Origin of the sequence: Yoonia sp. I 8.24, assembly GCF_022096995.1 — a bacterium.
In the GTDB taxonomy this organism is placed as follows: domain Bacteria; phylum Pseudomonadota; class Alphaproteobacteria; order Rhodobacterales; family Rhodobacteraceae; genus Yoonia.
Map to the genome: position 1 here is coordinate 38,450 of NZ_JACXGQ010000007.1, position 25,472 is coordinate 63,921.

Consider the following 25,472-nt stretch of genomic DNA (forward strand, 5'->3'; position numbering starts at 1 on the left):
GGTCCTCAGGATTAGTTATCCCAACGGCTGCCGCGGTTCCCGCCACCTTCCCTCACTTGTTGATGCATAGGCTTCCCAAAGCCCGACATTGCGCCTAGGTTCCAGGCTGCGGCCGATGCCAATATCACCAGAGAAGTTGCACCTATGTCCAATACGCAAATTGTAACAACCGAGCGGCTTAGACTGGAGCCTTTTGCGCCTGCGCATGCTGATGCATTGTTTGCGATGAACTCTGATCCTGATGTAATGCGGTTTCTGGGCGGTGTACAAACACGTGAACAAACCAAAGAGGGTATCCAAAAGGTGCAGACCCGCTGGGCTACACTTGGGTACGGTTGGTGGACGGTGTTTTTGAAAGATACAGATGTGGCTATTGGCGCGGCATGTCTACAGAACCTCGCGCATAAAGAAGATGCCCCGCTAGAAATTGGTTGGCGGTTGATGACAGAGTATCATGGCAATGGCTATGCAACAGAAGCCGGGCAAGCAGCGATGAATTTTGGTTTCAACCAAATTGGCGTGCCCTACATTTGCGCGGTCGCGATCCCAGAAAATGCGGCCTCGCAACGGGTGATGAAGCGATTAGGAATGCACTATGTCAACATCCAAGTCCATTACGATGAAATTTGCGCCTATTACGAGATCACAAAACCCGGTTAGAATTTCTCCGGCTGTGCCTCGCGCGCCATGTGATCAAGCACAGCATTCACAAATTTCGGCTCTTTGCCGTCATGTGAAAACGCCTCTGATACGGCGACAAATTCGCTGATCACGACTTTGGGCGGGGTGTCGCCCTTTTTCAACTCTGCCCCGGCGGCGCGAAACAACGCCCGCCATGTCGGGTCAATACGCGCAATCGGCCATTTGGCGACCAGCGCACGGTCTGTCATTTGGTCAATCGCCGCTTGTTCATTTACGGCACCGTCCATCAAGCTGCGAAACGTAGCCAGATCGCCTTCGATCATTTCAACGTCGTCATAGGTCGCACCAAAGCGGTGGTCTTCGAATTCGCGCATGACCTGATCGACGGTCTGCCCAGAAGCCTCCATCTGGAATAGCGCCTGCACAGCATAGAGCCGAGCGGCGGATTTCATTTTGCGACGTTGGTTGTTCGAAATGGTCATGCGTTTGTTTTGCCGTCTGTTTGACCCGCGAGCAATATTTCTTGGGTAAAGCCCACCGGTTTTTCGGATTGGCCCCACTTACGGGCGAGCGCGACAAGGTGCAAGGCCGCAGCGGCCGCACCGCCACCTTTATTCATCTGCGCAGGATCGGCGCGTACTTCGGCTTGCGTGCGGTTTTCGACGGTCAAGATGCCATTGCCAATGCAAACACCTTGCAGGCCGAGCAATTGAATCGCACGCGAGCTGTCATTGCAGACGGTGTCATAATGGGTCGTTTCTCCCCGGATCACACAGCCCAGCGCGACGTAGCCGTCAAAGTTGGACATGCGTTCGGCGATCCCAATGGCGGTTGGGATTTCAAGCGCGCCGGGAACTTCGACGATATCCCAAGTTGCACCGGCTTTTTCAACCTCGGCCTTAGCACCTGCGATCTGATTATCAGAGATGTCTTTATAATAGGGCGAAGCGACGATCAGGATTTTGACGGGTTTCTCAAACGCTGGCAAAGGCATGATGTAGTGGGACGGTCCGGCCATTATCCGATCTCCGAAATTTTGCGTGTGCCGATGATTTCAAGCCCATAGGCATCAAGCCCCACGACTTTTGGCATCGGCGAATTGGTAAGCAACTCAATTTTATGCAAACCAAGCGAACTTAGGATTTGCGCGCCCAATCCATATTGACGCAAAGTCTTGGGCGAGGCCTCGGCATCAGGGTCGACCTGCATATGCAAATCACGCAGCAACACGAGCGCCCCGCGCCCCTCATCCGCGATTGCTTGCATTGCGTCGCCAAATTCATTGCGTCGCCCCTTGGGCCCGGTGCCAATCACATCCAACATTGGATCTAACGCATGCATCCGTACCAGCACGGGATCATCGGTGGTAATGTCCCCTTTGACCAACGCAATATGTTCCGCCCCTTGGGTTTCATCAGTGTAAATCCGCATTTCCCAATCGCCGCCAAATTCGGACTGAATCTGGCTGGTCTCACGGACGCGTACCAGATTATCGTGGCGGCGACGGTAAGCAATCAAATCGCTGATCGTCCCGATCTTTAGCCCGTGCAGCTGCGCAAATGAGATCAGATCAGGTAAGCGCGCCATTTCGCCGTCATCTTTCATGATCTCACAAATCACGCCTGATGGATTGAGCCCCGCAAGGCGCGAAATATCAACGGCGGCTTCGGTATGGCCGGCCCGGACCAAAACGCCACCGTCGCGCGCGCGCAGCGGAAACACGTGACCGGGGGTGGCAATATCGGCAGCACCTTTGTTGGCATCGATGGCCGTAGCCACGGTCCGCGCGCGATCATGTGCCGAAATCCCGGTACTGACGCCTTCGCGGGCTTCGATACTGACGGTAAAGGCCGTTTCATGGCGCGATGAATTATGCGACGCCATCAAAGGCAGGCCCAGCGCATCAATCCGCGCGCCCGGCAAGGTTAAACAAATCAACCCGCGCCCATGTGTGGCCATAAAGTTGATCGCGTCGGGCGTTGCCATTTGCGCTGGGATCACCAAATCACCTTCGTTTTCGCGATCTTCATGATCCACCAAAACGAACATACGCCCATTGCGCGCATCTTCGATGATGTCTTCAATCTTGCTGATCGCATCGGCCCAATCTTGTTCGACTGGACCGGGCGTTTCGAAATTCTGGCTCATGCGGATCCCCGAAAAATAAGTCTTCTCGCAGATAGACCAGCTGCCGTCCTTTGAAAAGGGTGGTGGATCAAGATCCACCCTACGACGTTACGATCTCCGCCTCGTAGGGTGGATTTCAATCCACCGCCTGCGCGAAATAAACATCCGCGGGCAAATACGCGGCCATTTTCCCGGTTTCGACCCACTCGCGTTCAAATGCCGTATCGCCAACTAAGATGACGCGACCGGAAGGGGTACGCGTATCGCGTGCAATAGCGCCGAACTGATCCCGCACAGAAGACCAGCTATCGGCAAACCTTGGCGCACGGTAGGCGTCATCGATCTGAGGAAGTGCCGCCAAATGGGGCACTGGTACCGGCGTATGTGCCAAACCGATGCGCTGCACACCGGTCAAAGCATCCAACTTATCCGCCCGTTCAACCGACATCACCTGCCCTGCACGCAAAACCCGCAACGCATTGTTTGAAAACATAAAGCCAATCACATCGTCGCCCGAACTTGCGCGAATACCCGCATATGTCTTGTATGGCAGACCAAGCTGCGCGGCACGCCGCACGCGCGTGCGAATAACCTCGAGCGGCAGCGTCGGCATCAGTTGCTTGCGCGCCTTGGTCCAGACATGTTTGCGCCAGCTGTGGCCCGGCGCGATCACCCGCCCGGAATTATGTCCGATCCCCGCGATCACGCGAATTCCTGCAACCGCGCCACGTAGCGCGCCATTGTGTCGATCTCGATGTTGATCATGTCCCCCACCCCGACCTCGCCCCAGGTCGTTGCGGTCTTTGTATGCGGGATAAAGTTGACCCCAAACTCTGCACCTGACACTTCATTTACCGTCAATGAGGTCCCGTTCAACGCAACCGATCCTTTTGGCGCAATAAATTTGGCGAGCCCTTCGGGCGCACGGAATGTCACCCGGGTGCTGTCACCTTCATCATGCATCGCGATCACCTGCGCGACCCCGTCCACATGGCCCGACACAATGTGCCCGCCAAGCTCATCCCCGACCTTTAGCGCGCGTTCAAGGTTCAGCCGCTTTCCCACCGCCCAGTTGCCAACATTGGTTGCGCCCACGGTCTCGGCTGAGATTTCGATATCAAACCAGTTGCGCGGTTCAGCGCCCAGCGCAATCACCGTCAGGCACACGCCGTTGCAAGCGATAGAGGCCCCGATATCAATCCCGCCAATATCATACCCAGTCGCAATCCGCGCGCGCAGATCGCCGCGCTGTTCAAGCGTGATCACCTCGCCGATATCTGTGACAATCCCTGTAAACATGCGCGCGTCCTTCTTTGATAGCCCTTTTGACCTAGCCCGTGTCGCCTGCCCGCGCAAGCAACTGCGCATAATCATATGTTTACGGTTAAGCGCTTACCTCGACGCATCCGAGCCGCTATAGACGTAGATGATGAATACGCAGCACAACTTTTTGTTTCTTCAGGGGCCACACGGGCCGTTCTTTGCACAGCTTGCAGCCATGTTGCGCGCGGCAGGCGCGGATGTGCACCGCGTAGGATTTAACGCAGGCGACCGTGTGTTTTGGGGGCGTATGCCCAACTATATCCCCTATCGGGGGGCGCCTGCAGACTGGCCGGATCGACTGCAAGAGATTTTGCACAGCCGCGCAATCACCGATATCGTCATCTATGGCGACACCCGCCCGATCCATGCGCAGGCCGTTTCGGCAGCTAAGACCGCAGGTATCCGTGTCCATGTCTTTGAAGAAGGGTACCTGCGCCCTTATTGGGTTACCTATGAACGCGGCGGATCAAACGGGCATTCAGAATTGATGGGATTGCAAGTCGCAGAGATGCGCGAAAGGCTCGCCGCGGGCACGACCGATATCCCAACCCCGCCATCCCATTGGGGTGATATGCGCCAACATATTTTCTACGGGGCGCTTTACCACTGGTTTGTAATGTTCTGGAACCGTGGTTATCCGCAGTTCAAACCCCACCGCGCGCTCCCCATTCACCGCGAGGCGCTCTTATATTCAAAACGCTTGTGCCTGATGCCATTTCTCGCGCTCAGCCGAATCTATGCCACCCATAAAATCAAGAAAGCTGGCTACCCCTTCCACATCGCGCTGTTGCAGCTTGAACATGACGCCAGCTTTCGCGCGCATTCCTCTTTTGACGATATGCAGGCATTTTTGACGCTTGTGATTGACGGGTTTGTGCGCGGGGGGCCGGCGCATCACCATCTGGTTTTTAAAGCACATCCGTTAGAGAATGGGCAATCCCCGTTACGCAAAATGATCCGTGAGCTGGCAAACGCCAAAGGGATCGCGGACCGGGTGCATTATGTGCGCGGCGGTAAGCTTGCGGGGCTCTTGGCCCAAGCGCACAGCGCCGTCACCGTGAATTCCACGGCCGGACAGCAAGCACTTTGGCGCGGCATACCGCTGCGCGCCTTTGGCACGGCAGTTTATTCCAAACCTGAGTTTGTATCGGACCAACACCTGCCTGCATTTTTCGCAAATCCAACGCGACCCGACGCAGATGCCTATCGCCATTATCGCCAATTCCTACTGCAAACCTCGCAGATCCCAGGCGGTTTCTATGCGACCAAGGGCCGCCGCCAGCTGAAACGTCAGCTCGTCGATAAAATGCTCAGTACCACTGGACCCTATGCAAGCACGCAGGTTCCATCCAGTTCAACTTTCAAGGTTGTAAGCTAAGCTGATGCCCGCGCCCGTCCGCAAGAACCTCTATGTCTATAATGGCGGGCTTTTGACCAAAGGGCGGGTGCGCCGCATTGTCGAATTGGCTGGGTATGATATCCGCCTTGGCGTGCCCGGCGCAGGCGATTTAGTCGGCGTTTGGGGGCACAGCCCCACCGCGCCGCGCGGCGAGGCAGTCGCTGATCACAAAGAGGCGGATATCGTCAGAATCGAGGATTCGTTTTTGCGGTCGGTCGGGTTGGGCCGTGATGGCGACGCGCCGATTGGTCTAAATATCGACATGCGCGGCGTGCATTTTGATCCAAACACCCCATCTGACCTTGAAACGATCCTGACAGAAAATCCGCTTGATAACACCGCACTTTTGAACCGTGCCCGCGCGGGAATAGAAACGCTCAAATCAGGGCATCTGTCTAAATACAACGCTTTCGACCCCGCGCTGCCTGTGCCGGATCCCGGCTATGTTCTTGTTGTCGATCAAACCCGCAAGGATGCATCAATCAAGGCCAGTGGCGCAGATAGCAACACGTTCCGGGAGATGCTGTTTTTCGCATTAACCGAACATCCGGGCGCGCGCGTCATCATCAAAACCCACCCTGAAACCGTCGCCGGACACCGGGGTGGGTATTTTTCCGAAAAAGACTGCGATAGCCGCATTCAGCTTTGCGATGCGCCGCTATCACCTTGGGCGCTGCTTGAAGGGGCGATTGCAGTCTATACGGTGACATCGCAACTTGGGTTTGAGGCAATACTCGCCGGGCATAAACCTGTGGTCTTTGGCCAACCGTTCTACATGGGATGGGGGCTGTCTGATGACCGCAAGCCGTTACAACGTAGGCAACGCAAACTGACGCGCGCGCAGCTATTTGCTGGGGCAATGCTAATCTATCCCAAGTGGTACGACCCATTTCATGACCGGTTGTGCAGCTTTGAAGAGGCCGCAGCGACCTTGGCCGCGTCAGCGCACGCGTGGCGCGACGATCACAAAGGGTGGGTCGCCGCCGACATGCGCCTGTGGAAACGCGCGCCACTGCAAAAACTGTTTGGCGCGCAAAAGCGCGTAATCTTCGCCAAAGGCAAATCTGCTGCGAAACGCGCGGACAAGTCTAACCGTCAATTGATGCGTTGGGCCAACACAGGCGCCACCGACGCGACATTGGTCGAAGACGGTTTTTTGCGATCCCGGGGATTGGGCGCTGATTTGATCGCGCCGCTCAGCCTCGTGTTAGATGAAATCGGCATATATTATGACGCGACGCGACCTAGCGGGCTTGAAAACTTGATCAATAGCGCGGCAGATTTACGCGAAGATGAGCGCGCAAGGGCGGCGGCTTTGATCTCGCGTATCCTTCATGCGGGTCTGTCGAAATATAATCTGTCAAAACAAGCCCCGATCGACATGCCAAAAGGGCGCCGCATTCTCGTGCCCGGACAGGTCGAAGATGATGCCTCTATCCGGTTGGGCTGCACAGATGTCACCACCAATCAAGGCCTGCTACAAGCCGCACGCGCCGCAAACCCAGCGGCGATCATCGCCTATAAACCCCACCCAGATGTCGAAGCAGGGCTGCGCCCCGGCGCAGTGCCCGGCGCGTTGCAATGGGCCGATATCATTCTTGCCGACGCAGATCCGATTGCGGCGCTTGATCACGTCGAAGAGGTTTGGACCCTGACCTCACTTTTGGGGTTTGAGGCCCTGCTGCGCGGCAAAAAAGTCACCTGTTTGGGCATGCCGTTTTATGCGGGTTGGGGGCTGACCGATGATCGGGCCTTACCAATCCCGCGCCGCCATGCACGGGTCGATATCGTCGCGCTCGCCCATGCCACGCTCATCGCCTATCCACGCTATTTTGATCCGATCACCGGGCTGCCTTGCCCGGTCGAAGTTGTTGTCGACAGGCTTGAAAACAACGATTTGCCCGCGCCCGGCAAGATGAACCGTAGCCTTGCAAAACTGCAAGGCATGTTCGCAAGCTCCGCGCACCTTTGGCGCAGGCGCTAAACCCGCCGCCAGCTATGTATGATGTCACCGCCCAAGGGCTGCACCTGCTCTAACGCAAAGCGCGGGGCATGATTCAAACGATCGACTCCCATCGCGGCCAGCGACGGTGTGCCTTCTGCCCCCATCGCCATGCCTGCGGTAAACACGACCAAGCGATCTACCAGCCCCGCTGATAAAAGCGACGCGGCCAACATTCCGCCCCCCTCGCAAAAAACGCGGGTTATACCCTTTTCTGCAAGGGCTGTCATCGCCGCAGCGGGGTCGACCTGCCCGGCAGAAACGTCGCACGGAAGGCTGACCGCCCCCTTTTCCACCCATGCAGAGGCATCGCTGGTTTTCCCGTGGCATAGCCACACCGGTGTCTCATGTGCGGATTGTGCCAAATGGCAATCTGCGCTGATCTTCATGCCGCGTGACACCACCACCCGCACGGGTTGGCGGTCAATGCCCAAACCGCGCACTGTCAAGGTCGGATCATCGGCCCGCACCGTGCCTGCACCAACCATCACCGCATCATGACGCGCACGCATCATATGTACGGCGCGGCGGGCCTCAGGCCCTGTAATCCATTGGCTTTCACCGGTCGCGGTCGCAATTCGCCCATCCAGCGTCCCCGCAAGCTTGAGCGTCACAAAGGGACGGTTTTCAACAATACGTAATAAAAAACCCGCGTGATCGGCCCGTGCTTGATCAGCCAAAACATCGGTTGTCACCGCAATCCCCGCTGCGCGCAGCATTTCGACGCCTCGGCCAGCTACGCGCGGATCAGGATCCCCCAAAGCGATCACTACGCGGCCAACTCCCGCCGCGATCAACGCCGCAGCGCAGGGCGGGGTTTTACCGTGATGCGCACAGGGTTCCAACGTGACATAGACCGTGGCACCACGCGCGGCCTCCCCCGCTTGCGCCAAGGCGACCGGCTCTGCGTGCGGGCGTCCGCCATCTGCGGTGCGACCGCGCCCGACAATCACACCGTCGCGGACAATGACACAGCCCACCGCAGGGTTCGGCCAAACGCGGCCCATCCCGCGCCGTCCCAAATTCAGGGCCAGCGCCATAAATCTTTCGTCAGATTTTAAGGTCACTCTTTTTCAGGGTCGCTAGGGCGCAGCTCACTGACGAACTTGTCAAAATCATCCGCCGCTTGGAAATTCTTATAAACGCTCGCAAAACGCACATAGGCCACGGTATCGATCCGCGCGAGGCTTTCCATCACGATTTCACCGATGGTACCTGACGGGATATCGGTTTCGCCCATGCTTTCCAACCGGCGCACGATCCCGCTGATCATCTGATCCATACGATCAGGTTCAACGGGTCGTTTTTGAAGAGCAATGCGGATGGAACGTTCTAGCTTTGGTCGATCAAAATCTTCGCGACGACCATTGGTTTTTATTACCACCAGATCACGCAGCTGCACACGTTCATAGGTCGTAAAACGTCCGCCGCAGGCTGGGCACAAACGCCGCCGCCGGATTGCAGAATGATCTTCGGCAGGGCGTGAATCTTTGACTTGAGTGTCAACATTTCCGCAAAAAGGGCAACGCATATCCGGTCCTCATCAGCTAGCGATGGGGGCACACCCCCAAGTTATCCACAGGCACTATAGGAACCCCCACAAGATTTGGGTAGTGGGCAATTCACGCCGCTACATAGAGCAGATGAACCGTTGCGAAATAGACTCGGTCAGGATGACAAATGCGCGACGACCCGGCGATGATGCGGAGCGTTGCGATGTTCAAATAGATAAATACCCTGCCATGTTCCCAAGGCCAACCGGCCTTCGGTAACCGGAATGCTTAGCTGCACAGGCAACAATGCCGCTTTAATATGCGCGGGCATATCGTCTGGCCCTTCATATGTATGGGTCAGATATGCCATCGTTGGATCCGTGGTCGGCGGCACCAAGCGATGGAAAAAATTCTGCATATCGACACGCACTTCTGGATCAGCGTTTTCTTGGATCAAAAGACTGGCTGACGTGTGCTGTACAAAAAGCGTGAGCAAGCCAGAGCCACGCACCCAAGCCGTCACCTGATCGGTAAATTCGTAAAGCCCGGGACCATTGGTCGAAACTTGGAAAACTGTTTGCATACAGCCATAGTGCGCAGACAATACAGCACGCACAAGACCCGTCACACAGTGCACAAACCTTGTGACTTGTGCAAAAACGTGGTTTTCAGCCCCCACAACAACGCAGTGAGAACAAAGATGGCCAAAGCTTCAAAATCCCCACTTATTTCGAAAGCTAAAGAGGCCGAAGCCGCTGGTCAAAATTTCCTTACTGAACGCATTCTGATCAAAGTGATTTCCGACTCGCCAAAAGATCCGACCGCTTACGCGATGCTAATCCGGCTTTATACGCGCAAGATGAAAAAGACCGATATGGCTATCGCGCTCCTGCCCAAGTTGCTGAAGCTCGCACCCCGATCGGCACTGGCCCATGAATTGGCCGCAGAATGTTTTTGCAAAAAAAATATGTTCGAAAGCGCAAAAATACACGCAGACCAGACCGTCAAGCTAGGTCCAAAATCGCCCGACGGATTATATGTTGCCGCGACAGTCTATTTCGACACTGAAGACTATGCAGCCGCAACAAAATGTATGGAGGCTTGCCTTGCCATCAGACCGGAGCACCTGCCGTCGCGCCTTCTTTATGCAAAATCGTTGCGCGGTTCTGGTGAACTCACGAAATCCGAAGCGATTTGTCGTGAAATTTTCAAAGAGTATCCGGACAGCCTTGCGAATTATTCTATTTGGCACCAAGCCTGCAAAATTACAGCTGATGATCCTATCTATTTACACATCCGCGACACGGTCTACCCAACACTTCTGGACAAGAAACTACCGGGGCGCATCCCGTTACTTCGCATACTCGGCAAAGCAGAAAACGACATTGGAAATTTCGAGACATCTTTTCAGCATTACACTGACGCCAAAGAACTTACGGGAAAGACGCATGATCGCACGGTGAACAAAATGTTCGTAAGCGCCGTGATTTCGGGTGTCTCACGCGCAGATTATTTCGGCGCCCCCGGCTCTGACAGTGAAAACCCGGTTCTGGTCGTCGGCATGCCCCGCACGGGCAGCACGTTGCTCGAGCAAATTCTATCCAGCCATCCGCAAATCGGTGGCATTGGTGAAAGCAAAAACCTGCGTGACGCCGCAAGCAAAGCCGGCATAAAATTCCACGATGGCGCTTCATTGGTGAATGCGATCCACAAACTCACACCTGATCAAGCGCAAGAACTTGCCGCAGACTACCTTCAAAAATCGACAGATGCACAGCCCGGAATGCTGCGTATCGTCGATAAAAACCTGCACAATTTTGAAATCTTGGGCTTTTATGCAAAGCTGTTCCCAAAAGCACGCATTCTCAACGCATTGCGTGACCCGATGGATAACTGCGTCTCGTGCTATCTTGCGCCGCTCAGCAAGTTTCACAGCTACACGCAGGATCTGACATCACTTGGTCAGTATTATTCCGAATTCCGGCGACTGATGGACCACTGGAAAAAGGTGCTGCCAAACCCGATCATGGAGGTGCACTATGAAGACGTCGTGGCTGACACCGAAGGCAAAGCCCGCGAAGTAATCGATTTTCTAGGGCTCGATTGGGATCCTGCCTGTCTTTCGTTCCAAGAAAATGAAAACCAAGCACGCACGATTTCGACATGGCAAGTGCGGCAGCCGATTTACAAAAGCTCAGTCAAACGTTGGGCGCGCTATGAGCAGCACCTTGATCCGCTGAAAGCCGAACTCAAGCAGTTCTACCCGGACGGTTTTTGATATCAGGACGGGTAAATAGCGCGGGGGGCAAAATCTTCCTCCGGCTATTGCCCCCACCCCAATGTTCTTAGACTCTATAGTCGACAATTGGGCTTGAGGTATCAAGCCCCGCGTCCTCGAGTGCTTGTGTCAACATTGTTCCGAAATCAACGTCTTCATCGCTGGCATCCACCGACGCCTGAAGCTGCTCTACGACGGATTGCAACGTAGAAATGGAGGCCTCATCAGGGCCTTTGGGGCCACCGCCCGGAGGTGGTGGTGGACGACCACCATTACCCTCCGCGCCACCGATCCCGGCCTGCTCTGCCAACCCGCGCGCGTCGATTCCTGCATCACCCAACGCCGAGGCAAGCCCTTGCCCTTTCGCGATGCCAAGCTCCTCAATCTGCGATACGATTTCTTTTGCGTCACTATCCGACAGGTTTTCAACGTCGTAGTTGGACAGCACGTCTTCCAACCCCTGCTTTTGTGTGTCCGTCAGACTTTGGGCCTTTGGGGTCATCCCGGCCATAGGGGCCATGCCGCCTTGGATCATGTTCATGGGTTTAGTCCATTTCTGCTGTCAATCTTTATTCACCTCAATTGACCTATAAAAAGAAAGTTACGCAGATATTACGATCTCAGCGTCAACACATTCAAAGTGCAGCGAAGTTTAGTGATATTGCAGCCAGCCCGCTGGACCCAAAAATTATGCTTGGATTACAATGTGCCTAAGGATTAACAATGCCTCTAGCAGGTCAGGAGCCACCAATGTTTGCAAAAGACAAAATGTCCTATGACGCCATGCCGTTGCCCGATCATTTAGGGCTAACGGATGCCGAGGCACAAAAGGCAGCCAGCGAGTTTCGGGCCTTTATGGCCAAGCGCCACTCTGTGCGCGATTTCACTGATCAACCTGTGCCGCGCGCCATCATCGAAGATTGCTTGATGACGGCGGGCAGCGCACCGTCAGGGGCCAATCACCAGCCGTGGTTTTTTGCTGCGGTATCCGACCCCACGCTCAAATCGCGTATCCGTGAGGAAGCCGAAGTTGAAGAGCGCAAATTCTATGACGGCGGTGGCAGCGATGAATGGATCAAAGCGCTCGAGCCGATAGGCACCGACGCTGACAAACCGCATCTGACAACAGCGCCTTGGTTGATCGTAATCTTTGCACAGCGTTGGGGGGAATTTGACGACGGCACGCGGTATAAGAACTACTACGTCCCTGAAAGCGTCGGCATCGCGACGGGTTTCTTGATTGCGGCGCTCCATAATGCGGGGCTGTCCTGTCTGACGCATACGCCCAACCCGATGAAGTTCCTGAACGCAGCACTTGATCGGCCGGACTCTGAAAAACCAGTGATGATCCTAACCGTTGGGCACGCATCAAAGGAAGCGACAGTGCCCGCAGTGGCGAAATACAAAAAACCGCTCAAAAAAATTGCACGGTTCTACTAATCCTCACATCTAGGCAACTCTTGGCCGTCGCGACTGTGGTTTCAGCGGCGGCCTGCCGATCAGGCGATTCGTTAGTCAGACATATTGCCACAGCGCACCTCCAACCATATGAAATTTATAAGGAAAATAGACTATCAAAAATTGGTGAGTCCAAATGCAGCAAGAAATAATTGACATCATCCGGGTCGTCCACTTGGCATGTTTCGCTGTTGGTATGGGCTCGGGCGTTTATTTTGACTTCCGGACGCTAAGCCGCCTCAATAGCCCCTTTGATGATTTTGATATTCTCGAATTTGAGCGTGTCCACAAAGTTGTCTTTGCAGCCTTACTTGGGCTTTGGATCACGGGTGTTATGTTGATCTATATCCGCACGGGTTTCGATCTTGATAATTTCTCACCAAAACTGATCCTCAAACTGGCTGTTGTCACTGTCTTGACGTTAAACGCCTTCTACATTGGCCTATCGGTTCTGCCGCGTGTGGCTGCTGCGGTGGGGCACCGCGCCTGCGAACTGCCATTGCGTTACATGATGCCAATGACCCTTGCTGCGGCGCTATCGATGTTTTGTTGGCTTGGCGGTTTGATTTTGGGCGCAAGTGTGGTTCTGAAAACTGCGGATTGGACGATGCTGGTTACCTTCTTCTCTTGGCAGTTTATCATCGTTGTTATCGGCGCGGTTGCCGGGTTTGTGGCACTGCGCGCAGCGCTACAGCTCTATAATATTTTGCTGACACATCGGATGAACCGCCGCACAGACGCCACGATTTTTCAGAACCGTTAGACCGACGCTACGGGTTAACGGAAAATACTGTCGCCCTGCTGGTCGATAACCACGCGAGCTTTGGTTGCTGCTTCCTTGCAGGCGACGTCCTCGCTTTCGAGCAAGTCCGCGCGGATGAGGTGATGCATCTTCACCTCGCCGTCGATCTCTTTTTCGATCTTCGCTGCCAGACGAAATTTCCCGCCCTCAGGGATCGGTTCAGGCGTGATAGTGTAGCCGTTGTATTCTTCTGACGGATGTGCGGCAGGTGGCGTGCTATTTCCACCAAAGAGACGTTTGAAAAGGGACATGAGGAGGCTCCGACTACAGGTTTTCCCAACCCTACCGTTTACGCCAAGAAATCAAAAGAGGTCAGCGCCCGACCCTGGGGCGAAGGCCGTCTTACAAAGGGTCCTGCGGACCTTTTCAGGACGAAGCGCGCGAAAGCGCAGGAAGCACGCAGTGCGCCCTCCCTTGGGGAGTGTCGGGCACTGACCGATGCCGGGCATCGGTCATAGATCACTGGCTCGGTTTGGCGGGCATCATCGCTGCACAACGACAGTCTGGTAAAATATCCCGAGCCGAGATCCATAGCCTGTCACCTTTATGAGGTCACCTTCCACCAACTTTCGACCCATTCCGGCCTCAGGATACAAAATACAACTGTAAAAAATAAAACTTCCTTCAATTCGCACGCCCTCACCGCAATGTTTGCGGGGTGGCTCTGGATCATTCACAACAAAATATGCAGCTTGGCTTTCTTGCCCGAAACACAGTGCGTGCAGCAACGGATACGCGCAAAATAAGAAAGCGTAACTCCAGAGCGCACCAACGATATCATGCCAACTTGGCCATTTCCCATACTCGACCCCTATTGTTGGGTCGGCGTCATCTAAATGAACGAAGCGAACGACCCACCAAACAATCAATGCACTTATGAAACTGACGTATAGCGCAGGCCATCTCGCACTTTCGGTCCACAAATCGGTCATTACGAATTGTGGAAAGGAAAATATCGCGGCGAGGGTAGCGGTCCCAGTCAGAATGAACCAAACGAACATGAGTAGCTTGGCAATTCGGCCAATACGTGTCTTTGGCCGAAGTCCCAAACGCTTAGTCTGCACTACTGATCCAAGAAGCTCCGCAGCTTGCGGCTCCGGCTTGGGTGTTTCAACTTCCGCAGCGCCTTCGCTTCGATCTGGCGGATACGTTCGCGGGTGACGCTAAACTGTTGGCCGACTTCTTCGAGCGTGTGGTCGGTGTTCATGCCGATCCCGAAACGCATGCGCAGTACGCGTTCTTCGCGTGGGGTCAATGACGCCAGCACCCGCGTTGTGGTTTCTTTCAGGTTTTCCTGAATGGCAGAGTCCAGCGGCAGGATCGCGTTTTTGTCTTCGATAAAATCGCCAAGCTGGCTGTCTTCCTCGTCGCCAATTGGCGTCTCCAAAGAAATCGGCTCTTTCGCGATCTTCATGACCTTGCGGACTTTTTCCAAAGGCATTTGCAGCTTTTCTGCCAATTCCTCGGGGGTGGGTTCGCGGCCAATTTCGTGCAGCATCTGGCGGCCCGTGCGGACCAATTTGTTGATCGTTTCGATCATGTGGACCGGAATACGGATCGTGCGCGCCTGATCCGCGATAGAGCGCGTGATCGCCTGACGGATCCACCATGTCGCATAGGTCGAGAATTTATAGCCACGGCGATATTCAAACTTATCAACCGCTTTCATCAGACCGATGTTCCCCTCTTGGATCAGATCCAAGAACTGCAAACCACGGTTGGTGTATTTCTTGGCGATTGAAATCACGAGCCGCAGGTTGGCTTCGACCATTTCTTTCTTGGCCTGACGCGCCTCTTTTTCACCTTTTTGGACCTGCTGCACGATGCGGCGGAATTCGGTGATATCGACGCCGACGTATTGACCGACTTGGGCCATGTCGCCGCGCAATTCTTCGATTTTATCTGTCGATTTCTCGATCATCATCTGCCAGCCACGGCCAGCTTTTTCGCCCATTTCTTCGAGCCAGTTCGGGTCAAGTTCGCGACCACGGTAGGCGTCGATGAATTCACGGCGGTTGATCCGCGCTTGGTCAGCGAGTTTTACCATCGCACTGTCAATCGACATGATACGGCGGTTGATGCCGTAAAGCTGGTCAATCAAGGCTTCGATACGGTTGTTATGCAGGTGAAGCGAATTCACCATCAGCACAATTTCTGACCGCAGCTTTTGGTATTTCGCTTCTTGTTTTTCATTGAACGATGAATCTTCGTTCAGCGTTGCGGACATCCGCGCGTCTTGCATTTCTGACAGTTCACCAAAGTCATGCGCGATGACTTCCAGCGTTTCGAGCACACGCGGCTTGAGCGCGGCTTCCATCGCAGCGAGCGACATATTTGCCTGATCTTCATCGTCGTCATCATCGTCTTTGGCAATCGGGTTGCCATCGGCGTCCAGCTCTTGCGGCTTTTCGGTTTTTTCTGGCGTACCAGCAATCGGGGCGACAACGGGCTCTTCCTCATCGCCGATCTGATCGCCGAATGTGGTTTCAAGATCGATCACATCGCGCAGCAAAATATCTTCGGACAAAAGTTCGTCGCGCCAGATCGTAATCGCCTGAAAGGTCAGCGGGCTTTCACACAGCCCAAGTATCATCGTGTTGCGACCAGCCTCGATCCGCTTGGCGATCGCGATCTCACCTTCGCGCGACAACAGCTCAACCGATCCCATTTCGCGCAGGTACATGCGCACAGGATCGTCAGTGCGGTCCAGCTTTTCAGCCTCCGCCCCGCCCAAGGTCACTTCGCGTGAACCGGCCACAGTGGCCACTTCGGTGCCCGCTTGGTTTTCTTCGGTCTCTTCGGATTCTTCTTCTTCGGTGACCTGAATGCCCATTTCGGACAGCATCGACATTACGTCTTCGATTTGATCGGATGATACCTGTTCAGGTGGCAGCACCGCGTTCAACTGATCGTAAGTGATGTAGCCCCGCTCACGTGCATCGGCGATCATTTTTTTGACCGCTGTTTGGCTCATATCAAGACTGATATCGCCATCTTGGTCCGCATTTTTACGATCGTCGTTGTCTTTCGCAGCCATCAAAAAAGGACCTTTCAAAGTCGTCGTTTCCGCGCCGAAGTGATTCGGCTGATTCGGTTAGCGTCGAATCAAACCTGCATTGCACTGATTCGCAAGCAGATCGCGCCTTGTTTTCAAAGTATGTTGCTATTCGGGCTTAGGGCCGCCATCCCCGCTGCCCATGCCAATTTGCGCAAGCAGTTGATCAAGCGCCGTGAGCTCGTCTTTTTTCAATCTCGCACCGTTCTTATGCACAGAATATTCAGCCTTATCTTCGCCATCGCCACGCCCTGCCCGTTCAATCGCCGCGGACGCCTGCGCCAAGCGCCACGTCAGCCCCTCATCCGCGACTCCAGATAGGTCTTCGACCGCATCCTCGATTTCGCGCGCCTGCCCCAAGCGGGCATTCAATTTGGCGAACTCTTCAGCCAAACACATGCGCGCAATTTCATCATCACCGGCACGACGGATGGCCGGGCTAATTGCGACATGGCGCTGCGTCATCAGATTTTCAAGGACCATAGGCCCAAAAGCTTCATAAATAACATCACGCAGGTCTTGGGCACCCATGTTGCGCAACAGACAGGCCTGAATTTCACTGTGGGTTTGGTCACGGCACTGCAACTGTTCAAGCGCCATTTCAAATTCCAACGCCACACCGGGGTTTGCGATGATCGTCGCAAGGATCACGACCTCGCGCAGATAGTCTTCTTGCGCGGCCCCTGTGCCGAGCGCTGAATTCTTACTGCTGACGGCTGGGCTAATGTCGCGCTGCCAAGCGGCCTGTTTACCGGGGGTCCATTTACGTTGCGGGCTTTGCGCCCGGCTGGGGCGCCGATTACTAAATAGATCCCAGCGCAGCTCTTTGATCGCTTCGCCGTAGTGCGCGCGGATAGACGCGTCAGCGATCAGTTTTATCTTTTCACGCAACCCCTTATCAAGCGCGGCTTTACGTTCAGGGCTGTCAAAAACCCGCCCTTCGGTTTCACGTTGCCACAGCAGTTGCACCATTGGAATCGCAGCATCGAGCAGCTTTTGCATCGCGCCAGCGCCCTGCGACTTAATCAGATCATCGGGGTCCAAACCTTCGGGCATCAAGGCAAAGCGCAAGGATTTTCCGGCCTCAAGCAAGGGCAAGGCGATATCGATCACCCGCATCGCCGCGCGCAGCCCAGCCTTATCCCCGTCCAACGCGATGATAGGCTCATCCGCGATCCGCCACAAAAGGCGCAGCTGATTGTCTGTGATTGCTGTGCCCAACGGAGCGACTGTGGCTGTGAACCCCGCCTCTGACAGGGCAATCACATCCATGTAGCCTTCGGCGACAATCAGCGGCTTACCCTTGCCCGCAGCTTCGCGGGCGGGACCGTGATTATAGAGACTGCGCCCCTTGTCGAACAAATCTGTTTCCGGTGAATTGTAGTATTTTGCCGGGTGATTTGGGTCCATGGCGCGACCGCCAAAACCAATCGCGCGCCCGCGTGCATCACGGATTGGGAATATAATCCGATCACGGAACCGGTTGTAAAGCCCGTTCCCCCGATCACTTTGCGCAGCTAAGCCCGCATCTACAATCAGTTTTTCGTCGACACCTTTGCCCTTTAAGTGTTCCAGCACCCCACCCTGCGCCGGGGCAAAACCAATATCCCAGCGCCCCTGCGTTTCTGGGTTAAGACCGCGCCGTTCAAGGTAATCGCGGGCCTCTGCGGCGGCCCCCGTTTGCAACTGCATCCGGTGAAACTGCACCGCCTGCTCCATCACATCGACAAGCAGCGTGCGGCGGTCCGATTTTTGCTGGGCTTGCGGGTCGCTCGCGGGGATCTGCATGCCGGCCTCCCCCGCCAAAATGCGCACGGCCTCCATGAAATCGACGTTCTCGGTTTCGCGTACGAACGTAATTGCGTTGCCTTTGGCGTGGCAACCAAAGCAGTAATAGAACCCTTTGCGATCATCGACATGAAAGCTGGCAGTTTTTTCTTGATGGAACGGGCATGGCGCCCACATGTCACCTTTGCCCTGGTTCGACTTGCGCGTATCCCACATGACTTTACGCCCCACCACCTGCGTCAAAGACAGTCGGGTCTGCAATTCATCAAGAAAGCCGGGCGGTAAACTCATACACTGATTATCGCGCAGATTCGCGCCGAATACCATCACCTCCGGCGAACGGCGCGCGAGGGTTCCATATGCGCCTATAACCGAATCAAAAAATCGGGACCATTCAAGAAATTCGGCACGCGAAACAAGATTCCCAAGGCAAAATGGCAACAACTTGCCGACCATACAATTGCGGGAAGGTGCGGGAAATGGAAACAATTTGCCAAATTGCCATATATTGGACAAGTATATCGGCGAACAAAGCACACAACAACCGGCCAACGCCACAATTTCGCCACGTACCCTTTTAGGCTTCATTAACGATTATGCAGCGTGGTCAGATTGTCGTATAAGTAACTCGGTGTTTTGCCATGGGGATATATCAGCCGATGACCAATAAAATTCAAAAACCAAAGATGTCACAAAGCGATAGCTTTCTGCGTCGTTTTGCAAAAGACGAAGATGGCGGCGTCATTGTCATGACATTGTTGCTGCTGATCACGATGCTTATCATGGGCGGCATGGCTGTCGACTTTATGCGTTTCGAATCGCGGCGCGCCGAATTGCAAAGTGTTGCAGACCGTGCGGTGCTTGCAGCGGCCGAGCTTGACCAAGAGCTTGATACCCAACTCGTGATTGACGACATGTTCGAAAAAACCGGGTATGGTGATAATGTTTTGACCACAACAATTGGTGGCGACTCAGTGACATCGCGCTCCGTTTCTGTTTCGACACGACTTGATGTAAACACGTTCTATCTTCGTCTAGCAGGTATCGATACGCTTTCTGTCCCAGCCCAATCCGGCGCGATTGAAGGCGTAGGAAACGTTGAAATCTCGCTTGTCTTAGATATCTCCGGATCGATGGGCTTTGACGGCACTGACGCGGATGGGAATACCGTAGATCGCATTGATATTTTGCAACCTGCGGCGAAAAGTTTCGTTACTGCGATGCTGACAGATGAGCTCGAAGACCGCGTATCCATTTCCTTGGTTAACTACTCAGAAAACGTAAACATCGGTGATTATATTTTTGATAGATTGACGTTACAGCAACCAGAAACTTGGTACGAAATTCCCGCCGACGAATTCCTACCCGAAGATGAGCAAACGGGTGGTGTAACGACGAACTTAAGCCGCTGTGTTGATTTTGATGACGACGAATTTGCAACAACCGTATTTGATACCACGCGTGCATATTATCAGGTTGAGACATTTGATTATACCAGCAGCAAAAAGACCTCTACGATAAATACTCCCCGTTGCCCAACTGAAAGACCGGGCGACTTCGAACCGCAAATCATTCCGCTGTCACAAGACCTTACCGAATTGACGGATGCGATTGACAGCCTGGAGCCGACGCTCAACACTGCTATCCATAAAGGTATGAAGTGGGGAGTATCACTGCTTGACCCGTCAATGCGTCCAATTTTTGATGATACCAGCGGCGAAATTGACCCCGTCTTCGCTGGCACGCGTCCTCTGGACTACACTGCGTCTAGTGATGGCATATCAACCGTTAAATATGTTATTCTGATGACTGATGGGCAAAACGTAGCCGGAACCCGTCTTGATCCAACGAACTACGACTCGTACGAAGAACGCGCAGTATTTAGTACATATCCGATGAAATACTGGATAGAAAACTGGAACAAGATTGAACCGGAGGTCGACCGTCCGAACAACAACAATTACGCGAACCTACTGTACACAAAGTATTCCGCGTCGGATGCGAATACGCTACTTGACAACATTTGTGACGAAGCAAAAGCACAAGACATCATTATTTATACCATCGCGATGGGCGCTACGAGTTCGCAAATGCAGGATTGTGCATCGTCGGATGCGCATTACTTCAACACTCAGGGCGGTGAATTGGAACAGATCTTCGCTGATATTGCGGAACAGATCACGCAATTGCGGTTGAGTCTATGATGATGCGTTTAAGAAAATGGGTCAGGACATTCGTCGCTGACGACTCTGGGGTTGTCACCGTTGAATTCCTGATCGTGTTTCCAATCTTTTTTGGCTTCTTTCTGATGACCTATGAGATGGGCATAATTTCGGTGCGCAATGTCATGCTTGAACGTGGCATTGACATGGCCGTGCGCGAAGTACGGATCGGCGTGATGGCCGAGCCAACAAGTGCCCTTCTCAAGGAAAGCATCTGCGACTACGCAAAAATTCTGCCAGATTGCGAAAACCAGCTAGAATTGGAAATGCTTGTCCGTGACGTGCGTGCATGGGTGGATATTCCGACAGATGTTGCGTGCGTTGACCGAAGCGTGGTAACACAAGCTGCCGTTGAATTTTCAAACCTTGGAAACAACGATATCGTGTTTTTGCGGGCCTGTATTCGTATCGACCCTATGTTGCCAACAACAGGGATTGGTAAAGCCATTGTTGACGCGGCAGAAGGCGACGACGCGGCAGGATCATCATATGCATTGATCGCATCAGCCTCATTTGTAGTGGAGCCATTCGCAGATGAAGATTAAGTCACTCCTGCAAGATTTTCGTGATGACGAAAGCGGCGTTATCGCCATCGAGCTATTGCTCGTCGTTCCAATTCTTGTTTGGGCTTTACTGTCAACACTTGTCTATTTCGACGCGTTTAAGACTGAGTCAATCAGTACACGCATGAGCATGACAATCGCAGACATGTTCAGCCGTGAGGTCGAAGTCGACAACACGTTTATCAATGGCGCACATGACTTGCTTGAGGCGCTTACACCCTCTGCGGACGCACCAGACATGCGCATTACAGTCTATACATTTGACGAAAGCGACGACCAGTACGACCGTGTCTGGTCACGTAACAGGGGCAGCTACTATTCCAACCATACGAACGCCACGCTGCGCGCAGAATCTGATCGCTTGCCTATTTTGTCAGATGGTGACAACGCGATTCTTGTTGAAACACACACTGAATATTCGGCGCCATTTTCGATCGGGATCGGGCCGTTTTTAGAAACGAACTTGGACGATCTCAGCTTTGACACGTTCACAGTCATTCGCCCCCGTGACGGAAACGTTTGTTTCATACAAAACAACGGTGGCTCAGTCTGTAGTAACTAAAGCCTCGCGGCGGTGATACGTAGCGCGATTTGTTCCGCCATGAATTTAGCTTGCCCCGCCGACGTCACGCCACCAACACCGACCCGGCGTCCAAAACGCCACCAAAGCCCCGGAGCCCAAGCCCGGGGCTTTTGGTTTTTTAGTTTCAGGGTAAACCCGTTGGATGGCTTAAACGCGAACGCCCCACGATCAACGGCCACAATTTCATCCATACGTGCCAAGACAAACCCGTTAGTGGCCCGCAGTTCCGTATCAGTCAATTCGATTACCCAAAGCGTACTGCGGCGCATCGTTTCCGCCAGCCAAAGCATCGCGACACCAAAGGCCAGCATAAACACCAACCAAACCGGAGATGGCGGCTGCACAAGCGCCGTGTAAATCACCAATCCGCCCAATCCGAGCAAAACCCCAAAGGCGAAAATGCGGCGCACCGCAGAGGCTTGCACAGTCGCGTAAACATCGTTTGTTTCTGATTGAGACATCGTAAACCCCTGTTTTGTTAAACCTGATCTAACCGATGTCTCTGCGATTGCCTAGTTGCGCTGAGCGGCACGGAATGCAAAACATCTTACCATGCGTTTTATGCCTCTCTTCTTTGTCGTTCTGATCGGTTGTGCGGAATTTCCGGCGCTCGACGGCACGATCAGTGATGCCGCCCGTGCGGCCCCCTACCCGACGCTGACGCAGCTACCGCAAAGCACAACAATCGAAAGCGTCGTGGATGCAGGGCTTTCTGCCCGCGTTGCGGCCTTGCAAGCCCGTGCCGCCCGGTTACGCCAGATCGACATCGCCGCGTTGCAGTAGCCCGCCCGTTTCGCTAGTACGGCGGTAAGACAAACCAACGATGGACGGACCCCGATATGACGACACCACTACGCCTTGGAATTGCGGGTCTGGGCACCGTTGGTGTTGGCATCATCAAGATCGTCCAAACCCATGCCGATCTATTGGCGCAGCGGGCCGGACGCCCCATCGTGATCAGCGCGGTCTCTGCCCGCTCAAAGGATAAAGATCGCGGCGTTGATCTGTCTGGCTTTGCTTGGGAAGATGACCCTGTTGATCTGGCCAAACGCGACGATGTTGATCTGTTCATCGAGGTCATGGGCGGCCATGAAGGCCCCGCCAAAGACGCCACCGCCGCCGCAATCATTGCGGGCAAAGATGTTGTGACTGCCAATAAGGCCCTGCTCGCCATTCACGGGCAAGCGCTCGCAGAATCAGCCGAGGCCGCAGGGCGAGTGATCCGCTTTGAAGCCGCGGTTGCTGGGGGTATCCCCGTTGTAAAAGCCCTGACCGAAGGGCTTGCCGGCAACGAAATTTCGCGCGTCATGGGCGTGATGAACGGCAGCTGCAACTACATCCTCACCCGCATGGAAAGCGCCGGGCTGAGCTATGATGCGGTCTTTGAAGAGGCGAATAACCTCGGCTATCTCGAAGCGGACCCCGAACTGGACGTCGGCGGGATCGACGCCGGGCATAAGCTGGCGCTTTTGGCGTCCATCGCCTTTGGCACACAGGTCGATTTCGACGCGGTTGAGCTTGAAGGGATCGGCGCGATCACCATCGAAGACATCAACCAAGCCGCCGATATGGGCTATAAAATCAAATTGCTTGGCGTGGCACAATTGACTGGCCGCGGTCTCGAACAACGGATGTCACCCTGCCTTGTGCCCGATACATCACCTTTAGGGCAGCTGGACGGCGGCACCAATATGGTTGTGCTTGAAGGCGACGCAGTTGGTCAAATCGTACTGCGCGGTCCCGGCGCTGGCGAAGGCCCAACCGCAAGTGCGGTGATGGGCGATGTGATGGATATCGCGCGCGGGATGCGCATGTCGACATTCGGTCAACCTGCAAACACGTTGCGCAACGCGCGTGCGGCGCGTGCAGCGGTGCCGGCACCCTATTATTTGCGGATGCAATTGGTCGATAAGCCCGGCGCATTGGCCAAAGTCGCCCATGCGCTTAGCGAGGCAGGCATTTCCATCGACCGGATGCGTCAATACGGGCACCAAGAAACCGCTGCGCCTGTGCTGATCGTGACCCATAAAACCACCCGCACCGCGCTTGAAGAGGCCCTTGCCGATTTCGCGACAACCGGTGTTGTTTCTGGCACACCCGTCGCGATCCGGATTGAACAGGTCTAAACCCGCCGCAAACTCTACCCTTCCCCGCCCAGTGGGTTAGCGCAAACAGTCTTGCAGCCATGCGCTAGACACGGTTTAGGGGGATTATTCATCAAAGGATCCAGACCGTGACCAAAGCCGCAGATTTCAACGACCGCTCACTCTCGCTAGGGCTTGCCCGTGTTTCCGAAGCTGCGGCCATTGCCTGCACGCCCCTGATCGGCCGTGGCGATGAAAAAGCCGCCGACCAAGCCGCGGTTGACGCGATGCGCACCCAGCTTAACAAGCTTGATATTGCTGGTGTCGTCGTCATCGGCGAGGGCGAACGCGACGAAGCCCCGATGCTTTACATCGGTGAAGAGGTCGGGACCGGGACAGGCCCCGGCGTCGACATCGCGCTTGATCCGCTTGAAGGGACAACGCTGACCGCCAAAGACATGCCAAATGCGCTCGCGGTAATCGCCATGGGGCCGCGTGGGTCTATGCTACATGCGCCGGATGTCTATATGGATAAATTGGCGATTGGCCCCGGTTATGCCGACGGCGTTGTCACGCTTGATATGTCGCCCAGCGAACGGGTCGCCGCATTGGCCGCCGCCAAAGGCTGCACCGCGCGCGATATCACCGTCTGCGTGCTTGAACGGCCCCGGCACGAAGACATGATCGCCGAACTGCGCGGTACCGGTGCCGCCATTCGGCTGATCACGGACGGTGACGTCGCTGGCGTCATGCACTGCGCAGAACCTGACGTGACAGGCATCGATATGTACATGGGCTCTGGTGGCGCGCCCGAAGGCGTGCTGGCAGCCGCCGCGCTCAAATGTATGGGCGGACAGATTTTAGGTCGCCTGATGTTCCGCAACGATGATGAAACGGGCCGCGCGACAAAGGCCGGAATCACAGATTTTGACCGCGTTTACACCCGTGACGATCTGGTGACCGAAGACGTGATTTTTGCAGCCACAGGCGTGACCGATGGGTCGCTGGTACATGGTATCAAACGCGAAGTCGGCTACGTCACCGCCGAAACAATCTTGATGCGGTCCAAAACCGGCTCCGTACGGCGGATGATCTACCGCAACCCAGTCGCATAAACCCGCGTCTAAAAGCTATAAAAAACAAACCGGACATTCACGCACACCGCAGCAAGTGTCTGGTTTGAGCCCAAAATGACCGATGCTGCGTTGTGCACGAATGGCAGCTTTGGCAAATGACCTTTCGCTAGAAGCTTCAAATAACCGCTAGAATGCAACCAACAGCAACAAGAAGAAGGGCGCAAATACCTGTCTGCGTCCATATCGCTCGGTCAAGTTTTTGCGAGTATGTAAGCTGATCGCTGTCTGATAGTTTCAGCAGCCAGAGATAATGACGATGGGGCAATGTACTCCGTTTCTCATGCACTTCCAAGATTGATTGCCCTGAAATTCTTTCAAGATATCTGTCTTGTAGTAGTACGATAGTCGAAACCAATCTGAGTCGCGGCGGTTGCCATTTTGGACGTGCAAAGGAAAAACCTGACGCCCAAGCCGATAAGACTACACCAAATATGCCAACACATAACATCCAAGGCCAAGAACTATTTTCCATGTACTTCGATCGAACCCTTCTTTGCTTACTTTGCTTACTTTGCTT

At 54.5% G+C, this 25,472-nt stretch carries 25 protein-coding genes; 12 read left to right on the top strand and 13 right to left on the bottom strand.

Translation table 11 applies throughout. The features are described from left to right. The first annotated feature begins 144 nt into the window (after nt 1–144). Nucleotides 145–660: a GNAT family N-acetyltransferase gene (locus Yoon_RS14025; protein ID WP_238113003.1), complete on the top strand. Its 516-nt coding sequence runs from the start codon at nt 145–147 to the stop codon at nt 658–660. On the opposite strand, the gene nusB is transcribed toward Yoon_RS14025, so the two are convergent. The 5 genes from nusB to Yoon_RS14050 all read right to left on the bottom strand — a co-directional run bounded on the left by nusB (nt 657) and on the right by Yoon_RS14050 (nt 4,068). Beyond that, complete coding sequence (gene nusB, locus Yoon_RS14030; protein ID WP_238113004.1) at nt 657–1,124, bottom strand: transcription antitermination factor NusB; 468 nt, start codon at nt 1,122–1,124, stop codon at nt 657–659. The genes Yoon_RS14025 and nusB overlap by 4 nt on opposite strands. Beyond that, nucleotides 1,121–1,660: a 6,7-dimethyl-8-ribityllumazine synthase gene (locus tag Yoon_RS14035; RefSeq protein WP_238113005.1), complete on the bottom strand. Its 540-nt coding sequence runs from the start codon at nt 1,658–1,660 to the stop codon at nt 1,121–1,123. The genes nusB and Yoon_RS14035 overlap by 4 nt, the downstream gene beginning before the upstream one ends. Beyond that, nucleotides 1,660–2,790 (bottom strand): 3,4-dihydroxy-2-butanone-4-phosphate synthase, encoded by a 1,131-nt coding sequence (gene ribB / locus Yoon_RS14040; RefSeq protein WP_238113006.1) that lies wholly within the window; start codon nt 2,788–2,790, stop codon nt 1,660–1,662. The genes Yoon_RS14035 and ribB overlap by 1 nt, the downstream gene beginning before the upstream one ends. Before the next feature lie 115 nt (nt 2,791–2,905). Continuing rightward, on the bottom strand, nt 2,906–3,475 hold the full coding sequence (locus Yoon_RS14045; protein WP_238113007.1) for a hypothetical protein: 570 nt from the start codon (nt 3,473–3,475) through the stop codon (nt 2,906–2,908). After that, the gene (locus Yoon_RS14050) at nt 3,472–4,068 is read right to left on the bottom strand and encodes a riboflavin synthase (RefSeq protein ID WP_238113008.1); all 597 of its coding nucleotides are present in this window, start codon (nt 4,066–4,068) and stop codon (nt 3,472–3,474) included. Before Yoon_RS14050 ends, Yoon_RS14045 begins: the two co-directional genes overlap by 4 nt. A 130-nt stretch (nt 4,069–4,198) precedes the next feature. On the opposite strand from Yoon_RS14050, the gene Yoon_RS14055 reads away from it, so the two are divergent. Both Yoon_RS14055 and Yoon_RS14060 read left to right on the top strand, forming a co-directional pair. Then, nucleotides 4,199–5,470, top strand: a complete 1,272-nt coding sequence (locus tag Yoon_RS14055) for a capsule biosynthesis protein (protein WP_238113235.1) — start codon at nt 4,199–4,201, stop codon at nt 5,468–5,470. A 4-nt stretch (nt 5,471–5,474) separates the two neighbouring features. Continuing rightward, nucleotides 5,475–7,475 carry a capsular polysaccharide biosynthesis protein gene (locus Yoon_RS14060; RefSeq protein ID WP_238113009.1) on the top strand — a complete coding sequence of 667 codons (2,001 nt, stop codon included), beginning with the start codon at nt 5,475–5,477 and terminating at the stop codon, nt 7,473–7,475. Here the strand turns inward: Yoon_RS14060 and ribD are convergent. The 3 genes from ribD to Yoon_RS14075 form a co-directional block, all read right to left on the bottom strand. Continuing rightward, a complete protein-coding gene (gene ribD, locus Yoon_RS14065) occupies nt 7,472–8,560 on the bottom strand; it encodes a bifunctional diaminohydroxyphosphoribosylaminopyrimidine deaminase/5-amino-6-(5-phosphoribosylamino)uracil reductase RibD (protein ID WP_370642180.1) in 1,089 nt (362 codons plus the stop codon). The two genes, Yoon_RS14060 and ribD, sit on opposite strands and share 4 nt — an antisense overlap. Next, complete coding sequence (nrdR, locus tag Yoon_RS14070) at nt 8,557–9,024, bottom strand: transcriptional regulator NrdR (protein ID WP_238113012.1); 468 nt, start codon at nt 9,022–9,024, stop codon at nt 8,557–8,559. Before nrdR ends, ribD begins: the two co-directional genes overlap by 4 nt. Nucleotides 9,025–9,161: 137 nt before the next feature. Beyond that, the gene (locus Yoon_RS14075; RefSeq protein WP_238113014.1) at nt 9,162–9,569 is read right to left on the bottom strand and encodes a secondary thiamine-phosphate synthase enzyme YjbQ; all 408 of its coding nucleotides are present in this window, start codon (nt 9,567–9,569) and stop codon (nt 9,162–9,164) included. A gap of 117 nt (nt 9,570–9,686) precedes the next feature. On the opposite strand from Yoon_RS14075, the gene Yoon_RS14080 reads away from it, so the two are divergent. Next, nucleotides 9,687–11,264 (top strand): sulfotransferase, encoded by a 1,578-nt coding sequence (locus tag Yoon_RS14080; protein ID WP_238113016.1) that lies wholly within the window; start codon nt 9,687–9,689, stop codon nt 11,262–11,264. A gap of 67 nt (nt 11,265–11,331) precedes the next feature. Here Yoon_RS14080 and Yoon_RS14085 read toward each other — a convergent pair whose 3' ends face one another. Further along, nucleotides 11,332–11,805, bottom strand: a complete 474-nt coding sequence (locus Yoon_RS14085; protein WP_238113018.1) for a hypothetical protein — start codon at nt 11,803–11,805, stop codon at nt 11,332–11,334. A gap of 209 nt (nt 11,806–12,014) precedes the next feature. Here Yoon_RS14085 and Yoon_RS14090 point away from each other — a divergent pair, with 209 nt between their 5' ends. Beyond that, nucleotides 12,015–12,704 (top strand): nitroreductase family protein, encoded by a 690-nt coding sequence (locus Yoon_RS14090; RefSeq protein WP_238113020.1) that lies wholly within the window; start codon nt 12,015–12,017, stop codon nt 12,702–12,704. Nucleotides 12,705–12,858: 154 nt separating this feature from the next. Then, a complete protein-coding gene (locus Yoon_RS14095; RefSeq protein ID WP_238113022.1) occupies nt 12,859–13,485 on the top strand; it encodes a hypothetical protein in 627 nt (208 codons plus the stop codon). A 14-nt stretch (nt 13,486–13,499) separates the two neighbouring features. On the opposite strand, the gene Yoon_RS14100 is transcribed toward Yoon_RS14095, so the two are convergent. The 3 genes from Yoon_RS14100 to dnaG all read right to left on the bottom strand — a co-directional run bounded on the left by Yoon_RS14100 (nt 13,500) and on the right by dnaG (nt 18,658). After that, complete coding sequence (locus Yoon_RS14100) at nt 13,500–13,775, bottom strand: HlyU family transcriptional regulator (protein ID WP_238113024.1); 276 nt, start codon at nt 13,773–13,775, stop codon at nt 13,500–13,502. A gap of 812 nt (nt 13,776–14,587) precedes the next feature. Beyond that, nucleotides 14,588–16,561, bottom strand: coding sequence for an RNA polymerase sigma factor RpoD (gene rpoD, locus Yoon_RS14105; protein WP_238113026.1), 1,974 nt, complete (start codon nt 16,559–16,561; stop codon nt 14,588–14,590). Between the two features lie 126 nt (nt 16,562–16,687). Further along, the gene (gene dnaG, locus Yoon_RS14110) at nt 16,688–18,658 is read right to left on the bottom strand and encodes a DNA primase (RefSeq protein WP_238113028.1); all 1,971 of its coding nucleotides are present in this window, start codon (nt 18,656–18,658) and stop codon (nt 16,688–16,690) included. Nucleotides 18,659–19,026: 368 nt separating this feature from the next. On the opposite strand from dnaG, the gene Yoon_RS14115 reads away from it, so the two are divergent. The 3 genes from Yoon_RS14115 to Yoon_RS14125 are packed head-to-tail and all read left to right on the top strand — an operon-like array spanning nt 19,027 to nt 21,714. Then, complete coding sequence (locus Yoon_RS14115) at nt 19,027–20,571, top strand: Tad domain-containing protein (RefSeq protein WP_238113030.1); 1,545 nt, start codon at nt 19,027–19,029, stop codon at nt 20,569–20,571. Beyond that, entirely contained in the window at nt 20,568–21,134 is a 567-nt protein-coding gene (locus Yoon_RS14120) for a TadE/TadG family type IV pilus assembly protein (protein WP_238113032.1), read from the top strand. Before Yoon_RS14115 ends, Yoon_RS14120 begins: the two co-directional genes overlap by 4 nt. Continuing rightward, nucleotides 21,124–21,714 (top strand): TadE/TadG family type IV pilus assembly protein, encoded by a 591-nt coding sequence (locus tag Yoon_RS14125; protein WP_238113034.1) that lies wholly within the window; start codon nt 21,124–21,126, stop codon nt 21,712–21,714. The genes Yoon_RS14120 and Yoon_RS14125 overlap by 11 nt, the downstream gene beginning before the upstream one ends. Here Yoon_RS14125 and Yoon_RS14130 read toward each other — a convergent pair. After that, a complete protein-coding gene (locus Yoon_RS14130) occupies nt 21,711–22,196 on the bottom strand; it encodes a hypothetical protein (RefSeq protein WP_238113036.1) in 486 nt (161 codons plus the stop codon). The two genes, Yoon_RS14125 and Yoon_RS14130, sit on opposite strands and share 4 nt — an antisense overlap. Nucleotides 22,197–22,287: 91 nt before the next feature. On the opposite strand from Yoon_RS14130, the gene Yoon_RS14135 reads away from it, so the two are divergent. From Yoon_RS14135 to glpX, 3 genes are all read left to right on the top strand, one after another. After that, nucleotides 22,288–22,518 (top strand): hypothetical protein, encoded by a 231-nt coding sequence (locus Yoon_RS14135; protein WP_238113038.1) that lies wholly within the window; start codon nt 22,288–22,290, stop codon nt 22,516–22,518. A 56-nt stretch (nt 22,519–22,574) separates the two neighbouring features. Further along, nucleotides 22,575–23,861 (top strand): homoserine dehydrogenase, encoded by a 1,287-nt coding sequence (locus tag Yoon_RS14140; protein WP_238113039.1) that lies wholly within the window; start codon nt 22,575–22,577, stop codon nt 23,859–23,861. A gap of 107 nt (nt 23,862–23,968) precedes the next feature. After that, on the top strand, nt 23,969–24,934 hold the full coding sequence (gene glpX, locus Yoon_RS14145; protein ID WP_238113041.1) for a class II fructose-bisphosphatase: 966 nt from the start codon (nt 23,969–23,971) through the stop codon (nt 24,932–24,934). The last annotated feature ends 538 nt before the right edge of the window (nt 24,935–25,472 follow it).

Coding starts and splice junctions, on each gene's coding strand:
- Yoon_RS14025 (WP_238113003.1), top strand. CDS start 145: ATGTCCAATACGCAAATTGTAACAACCGAGCGGCTTAGACTGGAGCCT.
- Yoon_RS14090 (WP_238113020.1), top strand. CDS start 12,015: ATGTTTGCAAAAGACAAAATGTCCTATGACGCCATGCCGTTGCCCGAT.
- Yoon_RS14095 (WP_238113022.1), top strand. CDS start 12,859: ATGCAGCAAGAAATAATTGACATCATCCGGGTCGTCCACTTGGCATGT.
- dnaG (WP_238113028.1), bottom strand. CDS start 18,658: ATGAGTTTACCGCCCGGCTTTCTTGATGAATTGCAGACCCGACTGTCT.
- Yoon_RS14060 (WP_238113009.1), top strand. CDS start 5,475: ATGCCCGCGCCCGTCCGCAAGAACCTCTATGTCTATAATGGCGGGCTT.
- Yoon_RS14050 (WP_238113008.1), bottom strand. CDS start 4,068: ATGTTTACAGGGATTGTCACAGATATCGGCGAGGTGATCACGCTTGAA.
- Yoon_RS14085 (WP_238113018.1), bottom strand. CDS start 11,805: ATGAACATGATCCAAGGCGGCATGGCCCCTATGGCCGGGATGACCCCA.
- Yoon_RS14115 (WP_238113030.1), top strand. CDS start 19,027: ATGACCAATAAAATTCAAAAACCAAAGATGTCACAAAGCGATAGCTTT.
- Yoon_RS14055 (WP_238113235.1), top strand. CDS start 4,199: ATGAATACGCAGCACAACTTTTTGTTTCTTCAGGGGCCACACGGGCCG.
- nrdR (WP_238113012.1), bottom strand. CDS start 9,024: ATGCGTTGCCCTTTTTGCGGAAATGTTGACACTCAAGTCAAAGATTCA.
- ribB (WP_238113006.1), bottom strand. CDS start 2,790: ATGAGCCAGAATTTCGAAACGCCCGGTCCAGTCGAACAAGATTGGGCC.
- rpoD (WP_238113026.1), bottom strand. CDS start 16,561: ATGGCTGCGAAAGACAACGACGATCGTAAAAATGCGGACCAAGATGGC.
- Yoon_RS14130 (WP_238113036.1), bottom strand. CDS start 22,196: ATGTCTCAATCAGAAACAAACGATGTTTACGCGACTGTGCAAGCCTCT.
- Yoon_RS14075 (WP_238113014.1), bottom strand. CDS start 9,569: ATGCAAACAGTTTTCCAAGTTTCGACCAATGGTCCCGGGCTTTACGAA.
- Yoon_RS14120 (WP_238113032.1), top strand. CDS start 20,568: ATGATGATGCGTTTAAGAAAATGGGTCAGGACATTCGTCGCTGACGAC.
- Yoon_RS14140 (WP_238113039.1), top strand. CDS start 22,575: ATGACGACACCACTACGCCTTGGAATTGCGGGTCTGGGCACCGTTGGT.
- nusB (WP_238113004.1), bottom strand. CDS start 1,124: ATGACCATTTCGAACAACCAACGTCGCAAAATGAAATCCGCCGCTCGG.
- Yoon_RS14135 (WP_238113038.1), top strand. CDS start 22,288: ATGCGTTTTATGCCTCTCTTCTTTGTCGTTCTGATCGGTTGTGCGGAA.
- Yoon_RS14080 (WP_238113016.1), top strand. CDS start 9,687: ATGGCCAAAGCTTCAAAATCCCCACTTATTTCGAAAGCTAAAGAGGCC.
- Yoon_RS14035 (WP_238113005.1), bottom strand. CDS start 1,660: ATGGCCGGACCGTCCCACTACATCATGCCTTTGCCAGCGTTTGAGAAA.
- Yoon_RS14125 (WP_238113034.1), top strand. CDS start 21,124: ATGAAGATTAAGTCACTCCTGCAAGATTTTCGTGATGACGAAAGCGGC.
- Yoon_RS14100 (WP_238113024.1), bottom strand. CDS start 13,775: ATGTCCCTTTTCAAACGTCTCTTTGGTGGAAATAGCACGCCACCTGCC.